Below are 22,177 nucleotides of genomic sequence, written 5' to 3' on the forward strand. Positions count from 1 at the left end.
TAATTTATAAGGACGAATTCGATCTGTTCTTATCGATGAATTGTGATAAAATATGGATACATTGATTTGAAAAGTTGGAGGATGAAGCATGAAAAAGGACTTTGCAGTCGTAGGGCTGGGCCGCTTCGGCGGCAGTATATGCCGTGAACTCAATAATGAAGGCATGGAAGTGTTAGCCTTAGACTTGGATGAGGAAAAAGTAAATGAATACAGGGATATTGCCGCACACGCTGTTATAGCAGACTCGACAGATGAAAGTGTGTTAAAAGAGCTAGGGTTGGGTAACTTTGACCATGTCATCGTAGCGATTGGGGACAACATTTTATCCAGTATTCTAACCACGGTAATTCTCAAAGAACTAGGAATTGCGACGGTTACCGTCAAAGCACAAAATGATTATCACGAGAAAATTTTACGGAAAATCGGGGCAGACCATGTTGTTCACCCAGAGCGTGATATGGGTAAACGAATTGCCCATAACATTATCTCTAATAACATTCTCGATTATATTGAATTATCTGATGATCACAGCGTGGTAGAAGTTAAAGCTGGTGAAAGAATGAGTGGACAAACCCTTGTTGACCTGGATATCCGTGCCGAATACGGTTGTAACGTTGTAGCGATTAAGAGGGATAAAGACGTTATTGTTTCTCCGATGGCTACTGAGGAAATTCAGCATAGAGATGTGCTAATCGTCATAGGTGCCGATAAGGATATTAGTCGATTTGAGAAAAATTTAGTTGTGGAAAATTGAGGAAAGGCACCCTGGCCAGCGGGGTGTCTTTGGTTTATCTGTTGGTAATTTAGGATAAAGAGGAGGTATAGGCTAACTTGGAAAGGATGATAGAATATGTCTACTCAACGAACAGGAACAATATTAGCAGATCAACTTATAGACTGGGGAGTTAATCATGTATATGGTCTTCCTGGTGATTCGATTAACGAATTCATAGATGATCTAAGGAAAGAACAAGAGCGTATCAAATTCTTTCAAGTACGGCATGAAGAGACAGGTGCGCTTGCGGCTGCCGCCTATGCGAAATTGACAGGTAAACTGGGAGTTTGTTTGTCGATTGCCGGACCAGGCGGGATTCATCTCCTGAATGGCTTATACGACGCCAAAGGTGATGGGGCTCCTGTTCTGGCCATAGTCGGGCAGGTAAGCAGTGAAGCAGTTGGAACGGGAGCCTTTCAGGAGGTTAATCTGGAACGTTTGTTTGATGATGTCGCTGTTTACAATGAACGCGCTGAGACCGAAAGCCAGCTGCCTGATTTATTAAACCAGGCTATCCGTGAAGCTTATGCCAAAAAAGGGGTAGCGGTTTTAGTGGTGCCTGATGATCTTTTCTCTGTTAAGCAAAAGGACGAAGAAAGGCTGACCGCACAAGCCTATTATAAGCCGACGATTACCCCGAGGGATGAGCAGCTTAAAGAGGCTCGGCAATTGATTGAGAAGGCCGAAAATCCGGTCATACTTGCCGGAAAGGGAACGAGTGATTCTCAAACCGAACTTATCGATTTTGCTGAAACAATTAAAGCGCCCATCGTTCTTAGCTTACTTGCTAAGGGAGTAATTCCCGACAATCACCCTTACTGCTTAGGCCACCATGGACAAATTGGCACGAAACCAGCGTATAAAGCGATCAAAGAATGTGATCTGCTGCTATTAATCGGTACACAGTTTCCTTATCGCGATTTTCTGCCAGACCATGTGCAGGCGATCCAAATTGATAATGAACCTGAACATTTGGGTAAATATTATCCGATCGAGCTCGGAATAGCAGGGGACGCTAAACAGACACTCAGCGGCCTCACTAAATTGATCTCTCCACGAAGTGAGAATCCGAACCTTGAAAGGTATCAGGACATGATGAATCAGTGGAGAGTTTCCTTGCAAAAAGAAAAGCGTTCAGAAGAAGATCCACTCCACGCACCTCAAGTGATGTTTGAATTGGAAAAACATATGAAGTCACAAGCCATCGTGTCGACGGATGTGGGGAGTGTAACCGTGTGGGCATCGCGGTTCCTGCCATTAGTTGATCAAAAATTTCTGATTTCAGGCTGGCTTGCAACAATGGGAGTGGGGTTGCCTGGAGCGATTGCCGCCCAAATTGCCTACCCTGATCGCCAGGTGATTGGGATTTGTGGTGATGGAGGTTTTTCTATGGGGATGCAGGATTTTGTAACGGCTGTCAAATATGACTTGCCGGTTAAAATGGTGGTCCTTAACAACAGTAAGATTGCGATGATCAAATATGAACAAGCCCAAATGGGCCACGAAACGTTTGAAACATCGCTTGGTGAGGTTGATTTTGCTAAATTCGCGGAAGCCTGCGGTGGGGAAGGCTATCGGATTGAGTCTTATGAAGATTTATCAACCCGTATGGAACAAGCTTTTTTATCAGATAAACCAGCGATTATTGATGTGGTGATCGAAGAACAAGCTCCACTGCCAGGTCATATCGACTATGTATCAGCTGTCAACTTTTCTAAATATATTATTAAGCATTTCTTTGAGACAGGTGAGATGGACTTGCCTGACATGAGTAAATCCTGGGAACGTTTAAAATAAATACAAAAAAGGTCCGCTAACCTAGTTAGCGGACTTTTTTTTGTGTGATCAGACTTCCATAATAATCGGAAGGATCATTGGGCGGCGTTTCGTTTTCTCAAATAAGAATGGTGCAATCGTGTCAGTGATTTCATTCTTTATCTCAGACCACTGCGTAGTGCGGCGGTCCATGACTTTTTCTACATGTGTACTTACAAGTTTTTGCGCTTCTTTAATCAGGTCTTCTGATTCTCTCATGTAGACAAACCCGCGAGAGATAATGTCAGGACCAGAAGCGATCTTGAATTCTTTCATGTTGATGCTTACGACGACAATAACGAGTCCTTCTTCGGAAAGGATACGGCGGTCACGCAAGACAATATTGCCAATATCGCCGATTCCGCTTCCGTCTACATAAACGGATCCGGACGGGATTTTACCTGCGATCATAGCTTCATCTTTGCCAAGTGCAAGGACATCACCATTGTCCATAACGAAACAGTTGCCTGGATCGATGCCGCATTCTTCACTTAACTTCACATGTTCTTTCAGCATCCGATATTCACCATGAATCGGCATAAAGAATTTAGGCTGGATTAAGCGCAACATAAGTTTCATTTCTTCCTGGCTGCCGTGTCCGGATGTATGGATGTCATTTAATGGTCCGTGAATGACATCGGCACCTGCACGGTAAAGTTTGTTGATGGTTCGTCCTACACTGATCGTGTTACCAGGGATTGGGGAAGAGGAGAACACGACCGTGTCGCCAGGCATAATTTGAATTTGACGGTGAGTTCCGTTAGCAATTCGTGAAAGAGCTGCCATAGGTTCACCCTGTGAGCCGGTACATAAAATAACTACTTCATGTGCAGGCAAACGATTAAGCTGCTGGGCATCGATAAACGTTTCCTTAGGTGCGCGGATGTACCCAAGGTCCTGTCCAATTCGAATTGATGACTCCATGCTTCGTCCAAACACAGCCACCTTACGATTATTCCTGACTGCTGCCTCAACAACCTGTTGAAGACGGTGGATGTTTGAAGCGAAGGTTGCAAAGATTAAACGACCATTCACACGCGTAAAAATGTCTTGAATGCTTTGTCCGACTACCCGCTCAGACTTGGTAAACCCTGGTACTTCACTATTCGTGCTATCAGATAGTAAAGCAAGTACACCTTCTTTGCCGATCTCAGCCATTCTCGCTAAGTTTGCCGGCTCACCTACTGGGGTGAAATCAAATTTGAAGTCCCCTGTATGAACGACGTTACCAGGCGGTGTTTTTACAACGATTCCATATGAATCTGGAATACTGTGCGTCGTACGGAAGAAGGATACAGATGTTTTACGGAATTTAATCACATCATCTTCCTGAATTGTGTGCATCTTCGTATTTCGCAATAATCCGTGCTCATCCAATTTGTTGCGTAGTAACCCCGCAGCAAGCTTGCCTGCATAAATAGGGATGTTAATTTCACGCAGCAGATAAGGAATCCCGCCAATATGGTCTTCGTGGCCATGGGTAATAAAAAGCCCTTTAATTTTGTCCTCGTTCTGGACTAAATAGGTGTAATCAGGAATAACATAATCAATTCCTAATAGTTCGTCTTCTGGAAATTTGATTCCAGCATCAATGAGGATGATTTCGTCCTGGAATTGAACAGCGTATGTGTTTTTGCCAATCTCACCGAGTCCGCCTAAAGCGAAAACAGCTGTTTGGTCATTTTTAACAAACTTCATCTGTTACACATTCTCCAATTGGAAATCTTCAGATTGTTTCTCATAAGCCAAGTGATCCTCATCAAGCACCTGGATAAATTCAATATTTATATTTTTTGCGGCCAATTTCTTACGCACTTCTCTTTCTTTTTCCGCTTCGACATACATGGCCTGTGTACGTTCGCGAACAGGAACCTCTTGTGCAAGTTCCTGGTACAATACTTTAAAAATCATGTCTTTATCGCTCCTTACTAAAATAGTTTCCTCGATCATTCTGTTGATTATGATAGCACGTTTGTTATGAATGTGGGAATACATTCCAAGGTTGAATCAGTCACACTCCGCCATATGACTATTGGATATTTACGCGTATGTTTTTCGTTCCAAAAGTTTTTTCCAACGTTTTCTAAGCTTTCTTCTAAGACGCTTCATCATATGAGCCATCTCCTTTCGTGATGAAGAAAGTCAGCAAAAAACGTTAAACCGCCCAATCCCTGTTAACTTTAGTATAATACGGTTTCGTTCAGAATGAAACAATTACCTTTCATCATTTTCAAATATGTTTCCGAAAATAGTAACGAATTATGAATATCTTTCGTTTTTCTTCTCAATTATATCCACTCATGCTAAAGTATAGCCAGCGCAGTATGTGGTTAAAAGTATTTTATGTATCTTGTATGTTTAATCTGTGATGAGGGGAATGATTGGTATGGGAAAAATCGCTTTTTTTGATATAGACGGGACGTTGTTAAATCATAACAAAAAGCTGCCAGAGAGTACGATTAAGGCAGTGAAGGAGTTACAAAAACAAGGGGTATACTGTGCGATCGCGACAGGGCGTGCTCCATTTATGTATGAAGAGTTGAGGGAAACCCTGGGCATTAATTCTTATGTTAGTTTTAATGGACAGTACGTGGTTTTTGAAGGCAATCCAGTCTATAAAAATCCGCTATCGAAAGATGACTTAGAAAAACTCTACATGGATGCGGAAGAAAATAACCATCCCATGGTGTTTATGAATCAGGATGAAATGAAAGCGTCAGACCGTGAACAAATGTACATTAAGGAAAGTCTTGCATCCCTGCACTTTGAGTACCCAGCAATTGATGCAGCCTTTTATAATGATTCAGAAATTTATCAGTCGCTGTTATTTTGTGAAGGGGATGAGCTGAAATACTACGAGTCAAAATATGATGCCTTTGACTTTATTCGCTGGCATCCCTATTCCTGTGATGTCCTGCCTAAAGGCGGTTCAAAAGCAGAAGGAATTAAGCAATTAATTGACGCGGCCGGGCTTAACATTGAGGATACGTATGCATTTGGCGATGGACTGAATGATATAGAAATGATTCGCGAGGTTGGCACTGGCGTGGCGATGGGCAATGCCGTGGATGAAACAAAAGCTGTCAGTGATCATATCACAGCGGACGTTGACGAGGATGGACTTGTGAAAGCGATCTATGACATTAACTTATTATCGAAGTAAAAGAAACGCCTGCGTAAGCGGGCGTTTCTTTTACTTCGTATTCGCATTCTTTATGCGTCAGCAGGTTTGGCGTTTTCTGGTTCTTTAAATGGTTGCTCCTGATCAATGTGGTCATAGAACATAATGCCATGAAGGTGGTCAATTTCATGCTGAAAGACTATAGCTGCATAATCTTTCAGACGCAGTTTTACTTCGTTTCCTTCCAGATCAACAGCTTTCACTGTAACCCTTCGATATCTCGGAACATAGCCGGGAACTTCCCTGTCAACTGATAAACATCCTTCTCCGGACGATAGGTAGGTGCGCTCCACGGAGTGACTGATAATTCGCGGGTTAAATAAACCGTAACTGTAGAACTTATCATTTAGATCTGTAAAATGAACCGCAAGCATTCTCTTATTGACATTAATTTGCGGGGCAGCCAGCCCCACCCCGGGGCGCAAGCCATACCGCTCACAAACCTGTTCATCCTGACTATTCTTTAAGTATTCCAACATATCTTCAAGAATTCGTTTATCCTCTTCCCTTGGTGGAATTTCTACTTTTTCGGTTACTTTTCTAAGGGCAGGGTGCCCCTCGCGTATAATATCGTCCATTGTAATCATCCAATTCATCCTTTCTGAACACCATCATCTAATTCGTATTTCATTCTAACATAGAAATGTCAATGCTTATGGTTATTAAAAAACTGGAAAGAAAAAGAAACCTTTCAATTTAATTTTATTTATTATACTATTGTACATATGATAAAAAAGGTATCAAGACACCAGTTAGAGGGGGATGAATTGTGCGTTTCACGAAGATTTTCTCGTTGCTAGCGGCAACGATTTTTATTTTGTCCGCGTGCTCAGGCCAATCGGCTTCGGAGAAAATATATGAGCATTTAGAAAAAGCGGTATCGCTTGAGGATAAGTTTCGGGAGCAGCAAGAACCGCTTATGAAATTAGAAGAGCAGGAACAGCAGTTATACAATCAAATTATTGACTTAAGTATGGACGAGTTTGATCAAATAAAGGAATTGTCTAAGGAAGCGGCAGCACTGGTTGAAGAGCGTGCAGAAAAACTGGAGCTGGAAAAAGAAAGCATTGACGCTGCCAAAGAGGAATTTGATAAAATTAAACCTTTAATTGACGATTTTGGCGAAGAGAAAGCCGAAGCCAAAAAAATAGCTGAGCAACTCGTGGAAACGATGAATAAACGTTATAACGCTTATCAGGATTTATATAAAGCCTATCAGAAGGCGCTCAATTTAGATAAGGAATTGTATAAAATGCTTCAGCAGAAGGATTTAACGCAAGAAGAACTACAACAGCAAGTGAAAAGTATCAATGAAAGTTACAGCGCTGTGATCGAAGCTAATAAGCAGTTCAATAAATATACACAAGAGTATAATGAACTCAAAAAACAATTTTATGAAGCGGTTGGACTCGATGTGGCCTATGAGAATTCCGCTGAGAGTAAATCTAAGGATAATAAAAATAAATCAGAAGAAGCAGAATAGAAAAGCGACCCAATGAAAGGGTCGCTTTTGTTCTGAATAAAATTATTTGCATCCTTCTTATAAAAAAAGTAAAATTAATACAGCCTTAAAATAATAATAGTACAGCCGAATGTATATTTCATTTTTAAGGAAAGTTCTTATATATGGCAGTGAATGCTCACCAGTGGTAACCAATTTGTTGCAGAGTGTTTGACGAACCCTGTCCTGTTGAGCTAAACTACATATGAAAATATTATTGTACCAGTAAACATTGCTTTGACAATATAACAGTTTGACTAATTTCGCGTTTATGATTAATCGAGATGTGTTCAGGGTAAACCGTAGTAGAGCAAATAGGTACAGTTTTTTTCGGAGTTTTGGGAATGCTACTCAACAGCATCTATTTTAAATGGAGAAAGGAAGAGGTGAGTGACTTTGAAACGAGTTCTTGAGAGTATCGAAAACCAATTCGAAACGTTTCAAATCCTTGATGAAGAAGGTAAGATCGTAAACGAAGATGCGATGCCTGACCTATCTGATGAAGATTTAAAAGAAATAATGCGCCGCATGGTGTATACACGAATTTTAGACCAGCGTTCTATTGCCCTTAACAGACAGGGACGCCTTGGATTCTATGCACCAACTGCCGGTCAAGAAGCTTCCCAATTAGGAAGCCATTTTGCCCTGGAAAAAGAAGATTTCATCCTGCCGGGATATCGTGATGTGCCACAGTTAATCTGGCATGGCCTTCCGTTAACGCAGGCATTCCTCTTTTCTCGTGGTCACTTTAAAGGGAATCAAATGCCTGAAGGAGTCAATGCTGTTAGTCCACAGATCATCATTGGCGCTCAAATTACGCAGGCTGCCGGTGTAGGATTTGGCTATAAGAAGCGTGGAAAAGATGCAGTAGCGATCACGTACACAGGTGACGGCGGTGCTTCTCAAGGTGACTTCTACGAAGGAATTAACTTTGCCGGCGCTTACGGTGCTCAAACGATTTTTGTTGTTCAAAATAACCGCTTCGCGATCTCTGTACCGGTTGAGAAACAGTCCGCTGCGGAAACAATTGCACAAAAAGCTGTTGCAGCGGGTATTGAAGGCATTCAAGTTGACGGAATGGATGTTCTTGCCGTATATGCCGCTACTAAAGAAGCCCGCAAACGTGCCATTGATGGAGAAGGCCCAACGTTAATTGAAACCTTAACGTACCGTTATGGACCGCACACAATGGCAGGGGACGATCCGACAAGATATCGTACAGAAGATATGGATAACGAATGGGAGAAACAGGATCCGATTGTTCGTTTCCGTACATTCCTTGAAGAAAAAGGTCTTTGGTCTGAAGAGGAAGAAAACAAAGTGATTGAAGACGCTAAATCTGAAATTAAAGCTGCCATCAAAGAAGCAGACAATACTCCAAAACAAAAAGTAACCGATCTTATCGGTAACATGTATGAAGAACTTCCATCTAACCTTCAAGAGCAAATGGAAGAATATAAGGAAAAGGAGTCGAAGTAGATCATGGCACAAATGACAATGATTCAAGCCATCACAGACGCGATGCGCACAGAACTTAAGAACGACGAGAACGTGCTCGTCTTTGGTGAAGACGTTGGCCAAAATGGCGGCGTATTCCGTGCAACAGAAGGTCTTCAAGATGAGTTCGGCGAAGACCGTGTGTTCGATACACCACTAGCTGAGTCAGGAATCGGTGGTTTGTCCATTGGTCTTGCACTTACTGACTTCCGTCCCGTTCCTGAGATTCAGTTCTTCGGATTTGTTTACGAGACGATGGATGCTATCAGCGGGCAAATGGCTCGTTATCGCTACCGTACAGGTAACACGAAAAACATGCCGATTACAGTCCGTTCTCCTTTCGGCGGCGGTGTGCATACTCCTGAACTTCACGCTGACAGTCTAGAAGGATTAATGGCTCAACAGCCTGGTTTGAAGGTTGTTATTCCATCCAATCCATACGACGCCAAAGGTCTTCTGATCCAGTCGATCCGCGATAATGATCCGGTCATTTTCTTAGAGCACATGAAGCTGTACCGTTCATTCCGTGAAGAAGTTCCTGAGGAAGAATATACAGTAGATCTTGGTAAAGCTAATGTTAAGCGTGAAGGTACAGATGTGACACTTATTGCTTATGGAGCTATGGTTCACTCTTGCTTGAAAGCGGCTGACGCATTAGAAGAAAACGGCGTGAGTGCAGAAGTGATTGACTTGCGCACTGTAAGTCCTGTAGATTATGAGACTATTCTCGCTTCTGTTGAGAAAACTAATCATGCGGTTATGGTTCAGGAAGCTCAGAAACAAGCAGGTATTGCTGCAAATGTCGTTTCCGAGATTCAGGAAAAAGCCATCCTGCACCTTGAAGCACCAGTTCTGCGTGTGACGGCACCTGATACCGTATATGCCTTTACACAAGCGGAAGAAGTATGGCTTCCAGACCACAACGATATTGTTGAAAAAGTAAATAAAGTAATGAACTTTTAATCATCTCTACTATTAGGAGGTAATAACCGTGGCGTTCGAATTTAAACTGCCCGATATCGGTGAAGGGATCCACGAAGGTGAAATTGCCAAGTGGTTCGTCAAACCCGGTGACGAAGTAAAAGAAGACGATGTGCTTTGCGAAGTACAAAATGACAAAGCAGTAGTTGAGATTCCTTCCCAAGTAGATGGTACTGTTAAAGAGATCCATGTTGATGAAGGAGAAACAACCACTGTAGGTACAGTTATCATTACCATTGATGATGGTTCGGAAGACACAGGCGGCGATGATTCCGCAGAAGAATCGAAAGAGGAATCCAAAGAAGAACCTAAAGAGGACAAACAAGAGGCTTCTCCTTCTAAAGAGGACAAGAAGGAAGAAAAATCCGAGCAGCCTGCAGCACAAGCTGATGACAGCGATGTAGATGAAGACAAACGGGTTATCGCTATGCCATCTGTGAGAAAATATGCACGTGATAACGAAGTTGACATCCGTAAAGTACAAGGGTCAGGAAAAAATGGCCGCGTACTCAAAGACGATGTGGACAGCTTCCTTGATGGTGGACAAACACAAGCATCTGAAGAACAAGCTGAAGAAACAGCAACAGAAGAGACAACGGCTAAAGAAGCACCGGCAGCTGGTGAAGCTTATCCTGAAACGCGTGAGAAGATGAGTGGAATGCGTAAAGCAATCGCTAAAGCGATGGTTAACTCTAAACATACCGCTCCACATGTTACGCTAATGGATGAAGTAGATGTATCAGAGCTTGTGGCTCACCGTAAGAAATTCAAAGCTGTTGCTGCCGAGCAGGACATTAAACTGACATACCTTCCTTATGTCGTGAAGGCTCTCGTTTCAACACTGAAGAAATATCCTGTCCTAAATACTTCTTTAGATGACGAAACGGATGAAATTATTCAAAAACACTATTATAATATTGGTATTGCAGCTGATACAGATAAAGGTTTACTTGTTCCTGTTGTGAAAGATGCAGATCGTAAATCAATCTTCTCCATTTCAAGTGAAGTGAATGAGTTAGCTGTGAAGGCTCGTGACGGTAAACTTTCTTCTGCTGAAATGAAAGGTGCATCTACAACCATTACAAATATTGGTTCAGCTGGGGGACAGTGGTTTACTCCGGTTATCAATCACCCAGAAGTAGCTATCCTTGGTATTGGACGTATTGCTGAAAAACCAGTTGTGCGTGATGGGGAAATTGTTGTTGCTCCAGTGCTGGCTATTTCATTAAGCTTTGACCACCGTATGATCGACGGTGCTACAGCACAGCATGCAATGAATAACATCAAGCGTTTACTGAACGATCCACAATTAATCATGATGGAGGCGTAAAGTATGGTAGTAGGAGATTTTCCAATTGAATTAGACACATTAGTTGTTGGCGCGGGTCCCGGCGGTTATGTTGCCGCCATCCGTGCCGCACAAACAGGTCAAAAAGTTACGATTGTAGACAAAGGAAACCTAGGTGGTGTTTGTCTGAACGTTGGTTGTGTACCCTCCAAAGCACTTATTCAAGCAAGTCATCGTTTTGACCACGCAAAAGGTGCAGATGATATGGGGATTCAGTCTGAAAACACAACCGTTGACTTTTCTAAAGTACAAGAATGGAAAGGCGGCGTTGTTGACAAGCTGACTGGCGGTGTAGAAGGACTACTTAAAGGCAACAAAGTAGACATCGTAAAAGGAGAAGTTTACTTCGTGGACAAAAACACGGTCCGCGTTATGGATGAAAAGAACTCCCAAACGTACACATTCAACAACTGCATCATTGCGACTGGATCTCGTCCAATCGAGCTTCCATCCTTTAAATTCTCTGACCGTGTACTAGATTCTACAGGAGCTCTTGCTCTTCAAGAAGTTCCTAAGAAACTTGTTGTTATTGGCGGGGGATACATCGGTACAGAGCTAGGTACAGCTTACGCTAACTTCGATACTGAAGTAACCATTCTTGAAGGCACAAAAGATATTCTTGGCGGTTTCGAGAAGCAAATGTCCACTCTCGTTAAACGTCGTCTGAAGAAAAAAGGCGTCGACGTCGTTACTAACGCGATGGCACAAGGTGTTGAGGAAACTAAAGACGGCGTAACGGTTAAATATGAGGTTAAAGGTGAGGAGAAATCCATTGAAGCTGATTACGTTCTTGTAACAGTCGGCCGTCGCCCTAACACAGATGAAATCGGCCTTGAAGAACTAGGAATTGAAATGAGTGATAAAGGGATCATTCAAACTGATAAACAATCCCGTACAAACATCGATAACATTTATGCGATCGGTGACATTGTAGAAGGATTACCGCTTGCTCACAAAGCTTCTTATGAAGGTAAAATTGCTGCTGAAGCAATCTCTGGTGAGAAATCTGAAATTGACTACCTTGGAATTCCTGAAGTCGTATTCTCAGAACCAGAATTAGCCTCTGTAGGTTATAGAGAGCAAGAAGCGAAGGATGCGGGATATGATGTACAAGCATCTAAATTCCCGTTCGCGGCAAATGGACGTGCACTATCTCTTAACGACAGTGACGGCTTCCTGAAGCTGATTACGCGTAAAGACGATGGTCTGGTCATTGGCGCCCAAATCGCTGGTCCAAATGCGAGTGATATGATTGCTGAACTTGGTCTTGCAATTGAATCAGGCATGACTGCTGAAGACTTAGCTCTAACCATTCATGCGCACCCAACACTAGGTGAGATTACAATGGAAGCAGCTGAAGTAGCGATGGGACAACCTATCCACATTGTTAAGTAAGCAGCCATCATCAGCCCCTGACTCTTAATTAGAGTCGGGGGCTTTTTTATGTGGCCGGAAAGTAATAAGCATCTTAGCGTGGGTTATTTTTTTAGCTGAGGGTACGGTCCCGTTCGGCGCAAACAGTCCAAGGACTCGGAAGACCATAACACCTGTCTCACATGACGATTGAGCTTCCTATCTTCTTTACATGTGTCTCATTTGCTTACCGTGGTACTGTCAGGGCATTCGGACACTGATTAAAGGAGGCGTCTATAAATAGTTTCAATTGAGGGAGGACTAAAAAAAGCACCCCGTATCACTCGACTCGTGATACGGGGCGCTGTCCATTATTTTCTTTACTACCTTTGGCTGTAAAGCTGTCTAATTTTTTTTCTTTAGACCTATGCTTTTTGCTTCCGCTTTAAATTCCTTCATAAGCGAGAAGCACATGAGAATCATAATAAATGTGAACGGGAAGGCCGCGATAATTGCTGCTGTCTGTAAGGCTGTCAGACCGCCTTGCCATAATAATACGGCTGCAGCGCCCGCTTGAATTAGTCCCCATATAAACTTCACTTGGTTGTTTGGGTTAAGACTGCCGTGGGTAGTCTGCATTCCTAGAACGAAGGTAGCAGAATCGGCAGATGTAATAAAGAAAGTACTAATAAGCAACAATCCGATCACTGTCATGACTCCGCCTAGCGGAATGTGTTGCAGCGTGGAGAATAGGGCTACTTCTGTACCAAGGTTTTGGACATCAGAGATAATGTCAACACCATTGAAGAATTCTAATGAAATGGCAGTACCGCCAAATACAGAGAACCATAATGCACCAAAGATTGTTGGCACTAATAATACACCAGAAATAAATTCTCTAATCGTTCTACCTTTGGATACTCGGGCAATAAATGTTCCGACAAACGGTGCCCAGGAAATCCACCAGGCCCAGTAGAAGATTGTCCAGCCTTTGATCCAAGTGTCGTCTTCTACAAATGGTGTCAGTCTGAAACTCATATAAGGAAGATCACGCACGTATGAACCTAGAGTGAGTGTAAAGTAATCCATGATAAAGCCGGTTGGACCGATTAATAACAGCGAGAACATAAGTAATAAAGCTAAAACGATATTGGCATTACTTAAATACTTGATCCCTTTATTCAAACCGGTCATGGCCGAGGTCATAAATAGTACGGTAACAACGCAAATAATGATTAATTGCAGACTAAATGTGTCTTCAAGGCCGTCAATCGAATAGGAAAGACCGCTTGAGATCTGTAAAGCACCTAAACCAAGAGAAGTGGCTACACCAAAAATTGTAGCAAATACAGCGATAAAGTCGATAAAGGTCCCAAGGCCGCCTTTAATCCGTTTTTCACCTAAAAGAGGGACGAGGGCTGCGCTGATGACACCTGGAGCTCCCTTTCTAAATTTGAAGTAGGCTAGCGCCAATGCCAGTACGGCGTAAATTCCCCATGGGTGTAATCCCCAGTGAAAGAAACTGTATTTCATGGCAGCTCTTGCAGATTCCTGAGAAGCTGGCTCCATGCCAGGAACAGGGGTTGTATGGAAGTGGGAAAGAGGTTCGGCTGCTCCCCAGAATACGAGTCCGATTCCCATTCCTGCACTAAATAACATAGCAAACCAAGTAATGTACGAATACTCAGGCTCATCATCCGGTTTTCCTAATTTAAGCTTTCCGTATTTAGAAAAAATTAAGTAAATGGCAAAAATTAAAAAGCCGGTAGCCGACAGTAAGTAGAACCATCCAAATTTGTCGGTAATAAAGGCCTGTACATTAGAGGTTACATTGGATAAATTCCATGTTGGCAATACATCTTTAGGAATTACACCCCAAATGATAAAAAGGGCGGATATAACTAAAGAGATATAAAACACTTTAGATGCCTGTCTCACAATAATCATTCCTTTCTTAAATTAATGAAGTCTTACGTTGAACCACTTGATACTACAGACTCCTCGTACTGGGCACATATTCTCTCTAACTCCTCCAACACATCATGGAAACTAAGTAATTCATACATAAGAATAGTTTGTGGTGGAAGCTGGCGTTTAGTTTTGTCGGAGTACTCCACATGTAACTCCTTCCACTTCCAAAATAGATGATCGAGCTTCTCAACTTTTTCATATTGGTCTTCGCCAATTTTGTGTTCCTGATTTTCCAACGTCTCCGCAAAGGACTGGACAATTCCCTTAAGGAGGGTTCTTTCTTCTGTACTAAAATCATCAGGTTGAACATGTGCATACTGTAAATTGCCTAGGTGGTAAGCTATTTGTTGAAGAGCAGCCAGCTTTTTTTGTGAAAGCTGGAAGGCACTCATTTGCTCAATTGTATGGCGGTGATATTTCCACTCTTCCCTTTGATATTGCGACAATTGAAACGCTTTTTCCAGTTTTGCTGTTAACTGACGATAAGATCGTGAAATATTGCGAGTCTTTTCGTTAGAATCTCCCTTAGTGCTTGAAATTATGCGAATCGTTAACTGTGACGAATGAGTAAAAAGCTCGTTAATATTCTTATTAATAATAGGAAAATAGTTAGGCGGCAAAAGGAAAAAGTTAACAAAAGTTGAGACGACGATACCAATAGATGTAGTACCCAGTCTGGTAATAAACGAAACAAAATAATGATCATGAAATTCTGGAATCATGGCTGTTGCTGTAATGGTAGCAACAATAATTCCATCATCCAGCTTAAGTTTGTGACAGATGGCTATCGTTAGCATAGCCGCCAGAGCATAGGTTATAGCTTCTTTTCCCAAGAGGGCATAAAAACTTGTCGCCAATAAAGCCCCTATTGCTGAGGCAGGAAAACGTACCATTGCTTTTTTGATTGAGTCTGCAGCAGTATGTTCGATCGTAACAATCGCCGTTATGACTGCAAAAATTACCGGGAAATTAAAAAAACCACAAATAAGTGCGGTTATAAACACGGAAACGCCTGTTTTAATTGTCCGACCGCCTAATAAATTGAAATTTTTCAAAGGTTTGAGCATTCTTATCACCTTTAGCTTTCAAGTGGTTGCTAAGTCACAATGTGTAATTATATCTTAAAATTTATCAAAACGATAGTAAAAATGGAAAACAATATACTATAATATAGAAAGTGGAAATACATAACAGTTGGGGGTCTTTTTTTTATGAAACAAACGTTAGGGTTATTGTTGTTGGCCTTGGTACTTACAGCTTGTACGGGGGGACAGGCTGAAGAAACACAGGAAAGTAAGCAGCCAGAGACGTCAGAAACAGGTGAAAAAACTGCTGAACAAGATCGAGAGGATAAGAAAGCTGAGCAAGAGAATGCTGGAGAACTAAAGGATAAAGAGGAGTCACAGGAAAATGCGGACGCCGCTGAAGATGAATCAGTAGTGGCGAATGCTGTGGAGCCAGAATATGAAATTACGGAAACGTGGTCATTTAAACCGATTAATGATGCTAATGAACAAGTTGCTTTGCTTACTTTTGATGACGCCCCGGATGAGCATGCATTGGAAATAGCCGAGACATTAAAGGAGCTTGAGGCTCCGGCCATCTTTTTTGTAAATGGACATTTTCTGGATACTCGTGAAGAGAAGAAGGTTTTAAAACAGATTCATGAGCTCGGCTTTGCAATCGGAAACCATACGGCAACTCATACTTCGCTGGCCACGATATCGAAGGAGCAGCAAAAGCAAGAAATCGTCGGCCTTAATGATAAGGTAGAAGAAATTATTGGCGAGCGCCCGCAGTTCTTCCGGGCTCCACATGGACAGAACACGGAGTATTCCAAGCAGCTGGCAGCTGAAGAAGGGATGCTCGTTATGAATTGGACGTACGGGTATGATTGGAACACTGAATATCAGAATGCACAACGATTAGCAGACATCATGGTAAATACAGAACTTCTCTACAACGGAGCTAATTTGTTGATGCATGATCGGGAATGGACAGCGAAAGCAGTGCCGGAAATCGTGGAGGGTCTAAGAGAGAAAGGGTATGAACTATTGGATCCTTCCTTAATCAAAACACCTTAAATCACAGCAGGAACCAAAGACAAAGGTTGTCTTTGGTTCTTTTTTATTGCGGGAATTCGTAAACTAAAGGGGGAATTTATTAGTATGACACATTTATAAAAAAGTTATACTTTTGGGGTTGATTTTTTTATTGTGTCATATTAAAATAAACATACAGTGAAACCGATTACAAAAAAAGGTGGGGATACAATATGGGTACAATCGTATGTCAGGACTGTCAAAAGGTTATCGAGCATTTTGAGAATGAAAAGGTGTCAACCCTTTATAGTAAGTGTCCTTCTTGCAATAAAGCGAAGAAAAAGTAGCAAAAAAATCCACTCCTCCAATTGAGGGAGAGTGGATTTTTTGTTTTCCGAACTCTAAATTTTTCTGACAAAGATTTTACTTTAGAAAATTCTACTCTTCATCCAAAAGGTGCCGCTCGGGTTTGAGCGGCACTTTTTTTATTGAAAAGCTCTGTGTTCCTTAATAACTCGGAGTGTTTCTAATGTATCGTCTTCTGGTCCTTGAACAGGCAAGCCTGCTCTGACATTTTCACGAATATAATGCAAGTTATCTTCCGTAATAATTTCACCAGGGATAAAGATTGGGATGCCTGGCGGATAGACCATAATGAATTCAGCACTAATTCTCCCTACTGATTCTGCAAAGGGCACAATCTCCGTAGCCGCATAGAAAGCGTCACGGGGAGTTAGGGCCAATAACGGAATTTCGGGCACTTGAACAGGTACATGCTTGTACTCATAGGACAGTGGGTGGCTTATGACCAGTTCTTCTAAGGCGTTTATTAGGCGGTGAATTTCCTGCTTCTCGTCCCCGGGAGTTATAATACATAGAATGTTATAAAGATCTGATAGTTCTACTTCGATTTGATGGTGTTCCCTGAGCCAGACTTCAACATCATACCCTGACAATCCCAGATTTTTCACGGATATAATCAGCTTGGTTGGATCAAAATCAAACGTCGCATTGCTTCCTAGTAATTCCTCTCCTGGACAGTGGAGTGGCGTGAGTTTGTTGATTTCATTTCTTGCGTAATCGGCGAGCCGAATCGCTTCTTCCAGCAGTTCCTTCCCTTTTATGGCTAACTGACGTCTGGCTGTGTCAAGGGAAGCAAGCAGCAAATAGGACGTAGAAGTTGTTGTCAGCATCGACAGCACGGCTTGTACACGCTCACGCGAGACGAGTCCTTCACGTAAGTTGAGGACAGAACTTTGGGTAAGCGCTCCGCCAAGCTTGTGAACACTAGTCGCTGCCAAGTCAGCCCCGGCTTGCATAGCAGAGGCAGGGAGCCGTTCATGAAAATGAATGTGGACACCGTGAGCTTCATCTACAAGGACAGGCATATCAAAGGTGTGGGCGATTTTAACGATTTGTTTTAAGTCGGCTGAGATTCCGAAATAGGTTGGGTTGATTACGAGTAAGGCCTTAGCATCCGGATGCGCGTCACACGCTTTTTGAACAGCATCGGGAGTAATTCCGTGTGATATGCCTAAGTGCTCATCCAGTTCAGGGTGAATAAAGATCGGTGTGGCTCCTGAAAAGATAATGGCAGACGTTACCGATTTATGAACGTTACGGGGCACGATGATTTTGTCGCCAGGCTGGCATACACTCATGACCATCGTCATGATCGCTCCAGACGTCCCTTGTACGGAGAAAAAGGTATAATCGGCCCCGAATGCTTCTGCGGCAAGGTTCTGCGCCTCATCTATAATTCCGTGAGGGTGATGTAAATCATCTAAGGGTTCAATATTTATTAAATCAATGGAGAGCGCATTGTCTCCCATAAAATGGGCAAATTGCTGATCCATCCCTTTTCCTTTTTTATGGCCAGGGATGTGAAACTGAGTCGGGTTCTTTTCGGCATGCTGCTTGAGCCCGGTAAATAATGGAGTAAGATTTTGATTCAAGATGATCACCTCTTCGTTAAGCATGAAAGCAAATGAATTATAGCAGAGGAAAGCCGTTGTGGCTAGTTTTATATTAGGCTGTTTTTCGTATTGATTGTTTGTATCAATGGCTCCCAGTTCTGCTTAAGTTTATTGTCATTTTAAAAAACAACAGTCTTTTATAAAAACTCTTGTCGTAAATTTTGTTGCTCTTCTCACAGGGAGCGTTCTTTGCGAGCGAGGAGGCTCAGCGCAAGCGCGCGGAAAGCGTAGTGTATTTCCGATGCCGTATGTTATGACGTTGTTTATAGTTTTTGTGTCAAAAACAACAACCTTTTGAAAACAGTCTATTCTTAAGAGAAGGGGGGCTGGAAAAGACAGACAGTTTTCTAGAAAGTCTGCTTTGATCCATGGTAAGATGAAGCTTAGGAGGGGGATAAAATGATGGAGTGGAATAATCGTGTGACCGAAACATTAGGCATTACTTATCCTATTATACAAGGGGGATTGGCACACTTAGCGTATGCTGAATTAGCGGCTGCCGTTTCGAATGCTGGAGGACTTGGCCAGATCACAGCTATGAGTATGGGTCGTCCTGCAGAACTTCGTGAAGAAATACATAAATTAAGACAATTGACCCGTCAATCGTTTGGCGTTAATTTTGCGATTGGTCAGCATGGGCGTCCTTTTGAAGAAATGGTACAAGTTGCGATCGATGAAGAAGTGCCGGTTATTTCTGTTACAGGAGGAAATCCTAAACCTGTCATTGATATGGTGAAAGACACACCGATTAAGGTACTAGTGTTAGTAGCTGCAAAACGGCAGGCAGAGAAAGCAGAAGAACTGGGAGCAGATGCAGTGATGGTTGTGGGACACGAAGGTGGGGGGCACTTAGGAAGAGCAGATACGAGTACGCTCATCCTCACCCCGCAAGTGGTTGAGTCTGTATCCATTCCTGTCATTGCCTCAGGAGGAATCAGTGACGGGAAGGGCTTGATGGCCGCTTTAGCGTTAGGCGCTGAGGGAATTGAAATGGGTACACGGTTTATTGCTACGAAAGAATGCGTACATGCAAATGACACCTATAAGCGTGCTCTCGTTGAATCCGATGAGAGTTCCACCGTCGTGATTAAGCGTTCGCTGGGGATGCCGGCACGGGCTTTGAAAAATTCCTGGACAGAACAAATTTTAGAGTTGGAAAAAAACACTCCAGGTTATGAGGGATTAAAGTCGTACATTAGTGGAGAAGCGAATAAACGGTATATCCATGAAGGCGAAGAGGATGGTTTTGCCTGGGCCGGCCAGGTCGCTGCTCGTATTCAGGATGTGCCTTCCGTTGCAGAGTTAATGGACAGAATTATAGAAGAAGCTGAAGCGATTCGGGGCAAATGGTCTAACTAGAAAGGTGGCTTTACCATGAGTTATAACTATCCTATAGATGAAACCTATTGGTCAAAAGAAGAAATTATTGATGTCGTCAATTTTTACTCATTAGTAGAACAAGCTTACGAATCAAGTGTTAAGCAGGATGAGTTATTACTCGCTTATACGAGATTTAAGCAAATTGTGCCTTCAAAAAGTGAAGAAAAACAGCTTTGCGGGAAGTTTGAGAAAGAGTCTGGCTATTCCTGTTATCGCACGGTCAAACAAGCCAAATCAGCCTCAACAGGTGAGAAGATTACCATGTCATAGCTAGAAGAACGGCGGGGTTTACTGATAACCTCGCCGTTCTTCTTGTTTAATTAGAATGTTTAGCATACCTGTACAGGGGCTCGAGTGTCTGGAATGTATCTCGGCACAGGTGAATAAACGCATCAGGATCTGTTAATTGATCATCATCCTGGCTAAGGTGAATCCCACAAAGAATTTCAGCTTTTTTTACCTCTGTCAGTCGTGTGAACATGGCCGCAAATTTTTCATCGCTCATTTCTCCCTGTACAAAAGCATCTGGCTTTGTATGGTCTGTTGACCAGACGAAATGGTCGGGTATGATATTCTTGATCTCCTTTTTATGTTGAAGCAGCGTTTCGCCAAAGGCCTCTTTTACCGGATTTTCATAAATCACCGCAAACCAAATAAACACATGACTTTCCCACATGCCGATTTGAAAGTGGGGAAGCTTTTTGTATCCGCGTTTATTTGAAGCAAGGGCCGCCCACGTATCATTCGGAGGATTCGTTGTTCTTCTGGCATGCTTAGCGACATGGACGAACATTTCATCGCCGGTCATCGCGGTAACATCAGGCGCGAGCTCCGTAGCAATCGCATCAAGCTTAGGAGAGATTCGTTCTCTTAACTCTTCCATCCTTTCCTCAAGTCCTGGTATGGAAAATACATCAAAATCTTTTTGACTGAAACCTGTAAAGTCACTCATGTTCTCACTCCTCTATATTCTAATGGAAGTTTATCATATAAGCGGAATATGTCTAAGCAAAGTGTTTAAATGGTTTGGATTATAGTAAAATGGGTTATTTATAGAGTAAACTTACAGGGCTTTAGGACATATATATAAGTAAGGGTTGGAAGGGGAGGAAAGAGCAGTGAAACATGTAATGGAAGCGTTGCGTAAAAAAGAAGCTGAAGAAAGGCTCCCAGTCATCCGTTTAGAAATTGATTATGAATTAGTCACTTTGCATGATGCAATGCTAGCTCAAGATCAAGAGCAGATCGACGCCTGTAAAGTGAGACTAGCTAAACTTCGTCAACAGTTATTGGAATGGTCATCTTAAAAAAGAGCAGCGGAGCCGTTGCTCTTTTTCACCTTCAGCTATCGAAAAGCCTCTTATTAAAATCCCATGACCTGTCACTGTAGTCTCTTCAAGTGGTAGAACGTACTTTTTATCCCTGAGAGATGCTTTCCTAGTTTTTGCTAATTGTGTGCAGTTCATGCATGGATCTGATACGATATAGGGATACTACCATTTGAAGGAGCTTTCCAAGATGGATAAATTACAACGAACAAACTTATATAAGCAGGCTAAAGAATGGGTCCTTGAAGCAGGACAACGAATACGGGAAACGATCGATGATCCAAGAACGATTCAAACAAAGTCCAATGCGAATGATCTTGTCACAGAAATGGATCAGGAAACAGAGCAGTTTTTTGCTGGGATGATCAGAAAGCTATACCCTGATCACCATGTATTTGGTGAAGAAGGGTTTGGAGATGAAATTACCAGTTTAGAGGGGACGGTTTGGATTATTGATCCTATCGACGGAACGATGAATTTCGTCCATCAGAAGCGAAACTTTGCGATCTCTGTCGGTATATATGAGGATGGAGTAGGCGAGATTGGTCTTATTTATAACGTGATGGAAGATACGATCTACACAGCTGTACGCGGAGAAGGAGCGTATAAAAATCATCATCGTCTCGCCCAGTTACCTGAGGAAAAACAGTTAAAACAGGCGATCTTTGCTTTAAATACAACGTGGATGCTGCCGGAGAACCCGTTTATTTCCCATAAAGGTGTCCATGAGCTTGTCAAAACGTTAAGAAGCACGCGTACTTACGGATCAGCTGCATTAGAATTCGCGTTTGTGGCTGAGGGAATCATCGATGGTTATTTAACGATGACGCTCATGCCATGGGACATCGCAGCTGGCATGGTTATTTTAAAGGAAGTCGGAGGTACGGTGACGACAGCGGATGGTCAGGATATCGATATGCTTCATCAAACGACGATCTTAGCCTGTCATCCTAAACTTCACAGTGATGTCATTGGAGAATTTGTTGACTTGAAGCAATAGAAAAAGCTGCCCCGGTGAGGCAGCTTTTT

Annotated in this window: 21 protein-coding genes; 14 read left to right on the top strand and 7 right to left on the bottom strand. The window is 42.5% G+C overall.

Annotated elements, in window-relative coordinates; all coding sequences use genetic code 11:
• Nucleotides 1-88: 88 nt before the first annotated feature.
• Together P9989_RS09575 and P9989_RS09580 are read left to right on the top strand one after the other, a co-directional pair.
• The gene (locus P9989_RS09575) at nucleotides 89-754 is read left to right on the top strand and encodes a potassium channel family protein (protein WP_283078534.1); all 666 of its coding nucleotides are present in this window, start codon (nucleotides 89-91) and stop codon (nucleotides 752-754) included.
• 96 nt (nucleotides 755-850) lie between these two features.
• Nucleotides 851-2,572 carry a pyruvate oxidase gene (locus P9989_RS09580; protein WP_283078535.1) on the top strand — a complete coding sequence of 574 codons (1,722 nt, stop codon included), beginning with the start codon at nucleotides 851-853 and terminating at the stop codon, nucleotides 2,570-2,572.
• Nucleotides 2,573-2,620: 48 nt separating this feature from the next.
• Here the strand turns inward: P9989_RS09580 and rnjA are convergent, their stop codons facing one another.
• Both rnjA and P9989_RS09590 read right to left on the bottom strand, forming a co-directional pair.
• Nucleotides 2,621-4,288 carry a ribonuclease J1 gene (gene rnjA, locus P9989_RS09585; RefSeq protein WP_283078536.1) on the bottom strand — a complete coding sequence of 556 codons (1,668 nt, stop codon included), beginning with the start codon at nucleotides 4,286-4,288 and terminating at the stop codon, nucleotides 2,621-2,623.
• Nucleotides 4,289-4,291: 3 nt separating this feature from the next.
• Nucleotides 4,292-4,501: a DNA-dependent RNA polymerase subunit epsilon gene (locus tag P9989_RS09590; RefSeq protein ID WP_283078537.1), complete on the bottom strand. Its 210-nt coding sequence runs from the start codon at nucleotides 4,499-4,501 to the stop codon at nucleotides 4,292-4,294.
• Between the two features lie 475 nt (nucleotides 4,502-4,976).
• Between P9989_RS09590 and P9989_RS09595 the strand changes: the two genes are divergently transcribed.
• A complete protein-coding gene (locus P9989_RS09595) occupies nucleotides 4,977-5,753 on the top strand; it encodes a Cof-type HAD-IIB family hydrolase (RefSeq protein ID WP_283078538.1) in 777 nt (258 codons plus the stop codon).
• A gap of 50 nt (nucleotides 5,754-5,803) precedes the next feature.
• Here P9989_RS09595 and def read toward each other — a convergent pair whose 3' ends face one another.
• Nucleotides 5,804-6,358 carry a peptide deformylase gene (def, locus tag P9989_RS09600; RefSeq protein WP_283078876.1) on the bottom strand — a complete coding sequence of 185 codons (555 nt, stop codon included), beginning with the start codon at nucleotides 6,356-6,358 and terminating at the stop codon, nucleotides 5,804-5,806.
• 182 nt (nucleotides 6,359-6,540) lie between these two features.
• Between def and P9989_RS09605 the strand changes: the two genes are divergently transcribed.
• The 5 genes from P9989_RS09605 (at nucleotide 6,541) to lpdA (ending at nucleotide 12,493) form a co-directional block, all read left to right on the top strand.
• A complete protein-coding gene (locus P9989_RS09605; protein WP_283078539.1) occupies nucleotides 6,541-7,254 on the top strand; it encodes a YkyA family protein in 714 nt (237 codons plus the stop codon).
• Between the two features lie 414 nt (nucleotides 7,255-7,668).
• Nucleotides 7,669-8,751 (top strand): pyruvate dehydrogenase (acetyl-transferring) E1 component subunit alpha, encoded by a 1,083-nt coding sequence (pdhA, locus tag P9989_RS09610; RefSeq protein ID WP_283078877.1) that lies wholly within the window; start codon nucleotides 7,669-7,671, stop codon nucleotides 8,749-8,751.
• Between the two features lie 3 nt (nucleotides 8,752-8,754).
• Entirely contained in the window at nucleotides 8,755-9,732 is a 978-nt protein-coding gene (locus P9989_RS09615; RefSeq protein ID WP_283078540.1) for an alpha-ketoacid dehydrogenase subunit beta, read from the top strand.
• A 28-nt stretch (nucleotides 9,733-9,760) separates the two neighbouring features.
• The gene (locus tag P9989_RS09620; RefSeq protein WP_283078541.1) at nucleotides 9,761-11,080 is read left to right on the top strand and encodes a dihydrolipoamide acetyltransferase family protein; all 1,320 of its coding nucleotides are present in this window, start codon (nucleotides 9,761-9,763) and stop codon (nucleotides 11,078-11,080) included.
• Nucleotides 11,081-11,083: 3 nt separating this feature from the next.
• On the top strand, nucleotides 11,084-12,493 hold the full coding sequence (gene lpdA / locus P9989_RS09625) for a dihydrolipoyl dehydrogenase (RefSeq protein ID WP_283078542.1): 1,410 nt from the start codon (nucleotides 11,084-11,086) through the stop codon (nucleotides 12,491-12,493).
• 363 nt (nucleotides 12,494-12,856) lie between these two features.
• Here lpdA and P9989_RS09630 read toward each other — a convergent pair whose 3' ends face one another.
• Both P9989_RS09630 and P9989_RS09635 read right to left on the bottom strand, forming a co-directional pair.
• Nucleotides 12,857-14,389, bottom strand: coding sequence for a glycine betaine uptake BCCT transporter (locus tag P9989_RS09630; protein ID WP_283078543.1), 1,533 nt, complete (start codon nucleotides 14,387-14,389; stop codon nucleotides 12,857-12,859).
• 32 nt (nucleotides 14,390-14,421) lie between these two features.
• The gene (locus P9989_RS09635) at nucleotides 14,422-15,489 is read right to left on the bottom strand and encodes an aromatic acid exporter family protein (protein ID WP_283078544.1); all 1,068 of its coding nucleotides are present in this window, start codon (nucleotides 15,487-15,489) and stop codon (nucleotides 14,422-14,424) included.
• A 144-nt stretch (nucleotides 15,490-15,633) separates the two neighbouring features.
• Here P9989_RS09635 and P9989_RS09640 point away from each other — a divergent pair, with 144 nt between their 5' ends.
• The gene (locus tag P9989_RS09640) at nucleotides 15,634-16,506 is read left to right on the top strand and encodes a polysaccharide deacetylase family protein (protein ID WP_283078545.1); all 873 of its coding nucleotides are present in this window, start codon (nucleotides 15,634-15,636) and stop codon (nucleotides 16,504-16,506) included.
• 191 nt (nucleotides 16,507-16,697) lie between these two features.
• Nucleotides 16,698-16,811, top strand: coding sequence for a GapA-binding peptide SR1P (locus P9989_RS09645; RefSeq protein ID WP_283078546.1), 114 nt, complete (start codon nucleotides 16,698-16,700; stop codon nucleotides 16,809-16,811).
• Between the two features lie 138 nt (nucleotides 16,812-16,949).
• Here the strand turns inward: P9989_RS09645 and P9989_RS09650 are convergent, their stop codons facing one another.
• Nucleotides 16,950-18,419, bottom strand: a complete 1,470-nt coding sequence (locus P9989_RS09650; RefSeq protein ID WP_283078547.1) for an aminotransferase class I/II-fold pyridoxal phosphate-dependent enzyme — start codon at nucleotides 18,417-18,419, stop codon at nucleotides 16,950-16,952.
• Between the two features lie 423 nt (nucleotides 18,420-18,842).
• Between P9989_RS09650 and P9989_RS09655 the strand changes: the two genes are divergently transcribed.
• The gene (locus P9989_RS09655; RefSeq protein WP_283078878.1) at nucleotides 18,843-19,799 is read left to right on the top strand and encodes an NAD(P)H-dependent flavin oxidoreductase; all 957 of its coding nucleotides are present in this window, start codon (nucleotides 18,843-18,845) and stop codon (nucleotides 19,797-19,799) included.
• A gap of 15 nt (nucleotides 19,800-19,814) precedes the next feature.
• Complete coding sequence (locus P9989_RS09660; protein WP_283078548.1) at nucleotides 19,815-20,090, top strand: UPF0223 family protein; 276 nt, start codon at nucleotides 19,815-19,817, stop codon at nucleotides 20,088-20,090.
• Between the two features lie 46 nt (nucleotides 20,091-20,136).
• On the opposite strand, the gene P9989_RS09665 is transcribed toward P9989_RS09660, so the two are convergent.
• Nucleotides 20,137-20,772, bottom strand: coding sequence for a YktB family protein (locus P9989_RS09665; RefSeq protein WP_283078549.1), 636 nt, complete (start codon nucleotides 20,770-20,772; stop codon nucleotides 20,137-20,139).
• A gap of 166 nt (nucleotides 20,773-20,938) precedes the next feature.
• Between P9989_RS09665 and P9989_RS09670 the strand changes: the two genes are divergently transcribed.
• Both P9989_RS09670 and P9989_RS09675 read left to right on the top strand, forming a co-directional pair.
• Entirely contained in the window at nucleotides 20,939-21,127 is a 189-nt protein-coding gene (locus P9989_RS09670) for a hypothetical protein (RefSeq protein ID WP_283078550.1), read from the top strand.
• Between the two features lie 211 nt (nucleotides 21,128-21,338).
• Entirely contained in the window at nucleotides 21,339-22,148 is an 810-nt protein-coding gene (locus P9989_RS09675; protein ID WP_283078551.1) for an inositol monophosphatase family protein, read from the top strand.
• Nucleotides 22,149-22,177: the final 29 nt, after the last annotated feature.

It is taken from the genome of Halobacillus naozhouensis (assembly GCF_029714185.1).
GTDB classification, from domain to species: domain Bacteria; phylum Bacillota; class Bacilli; order Bacillales; family Halobacillaceae; genus Halobacillus_A; species Halobacillus_A naozhouensis.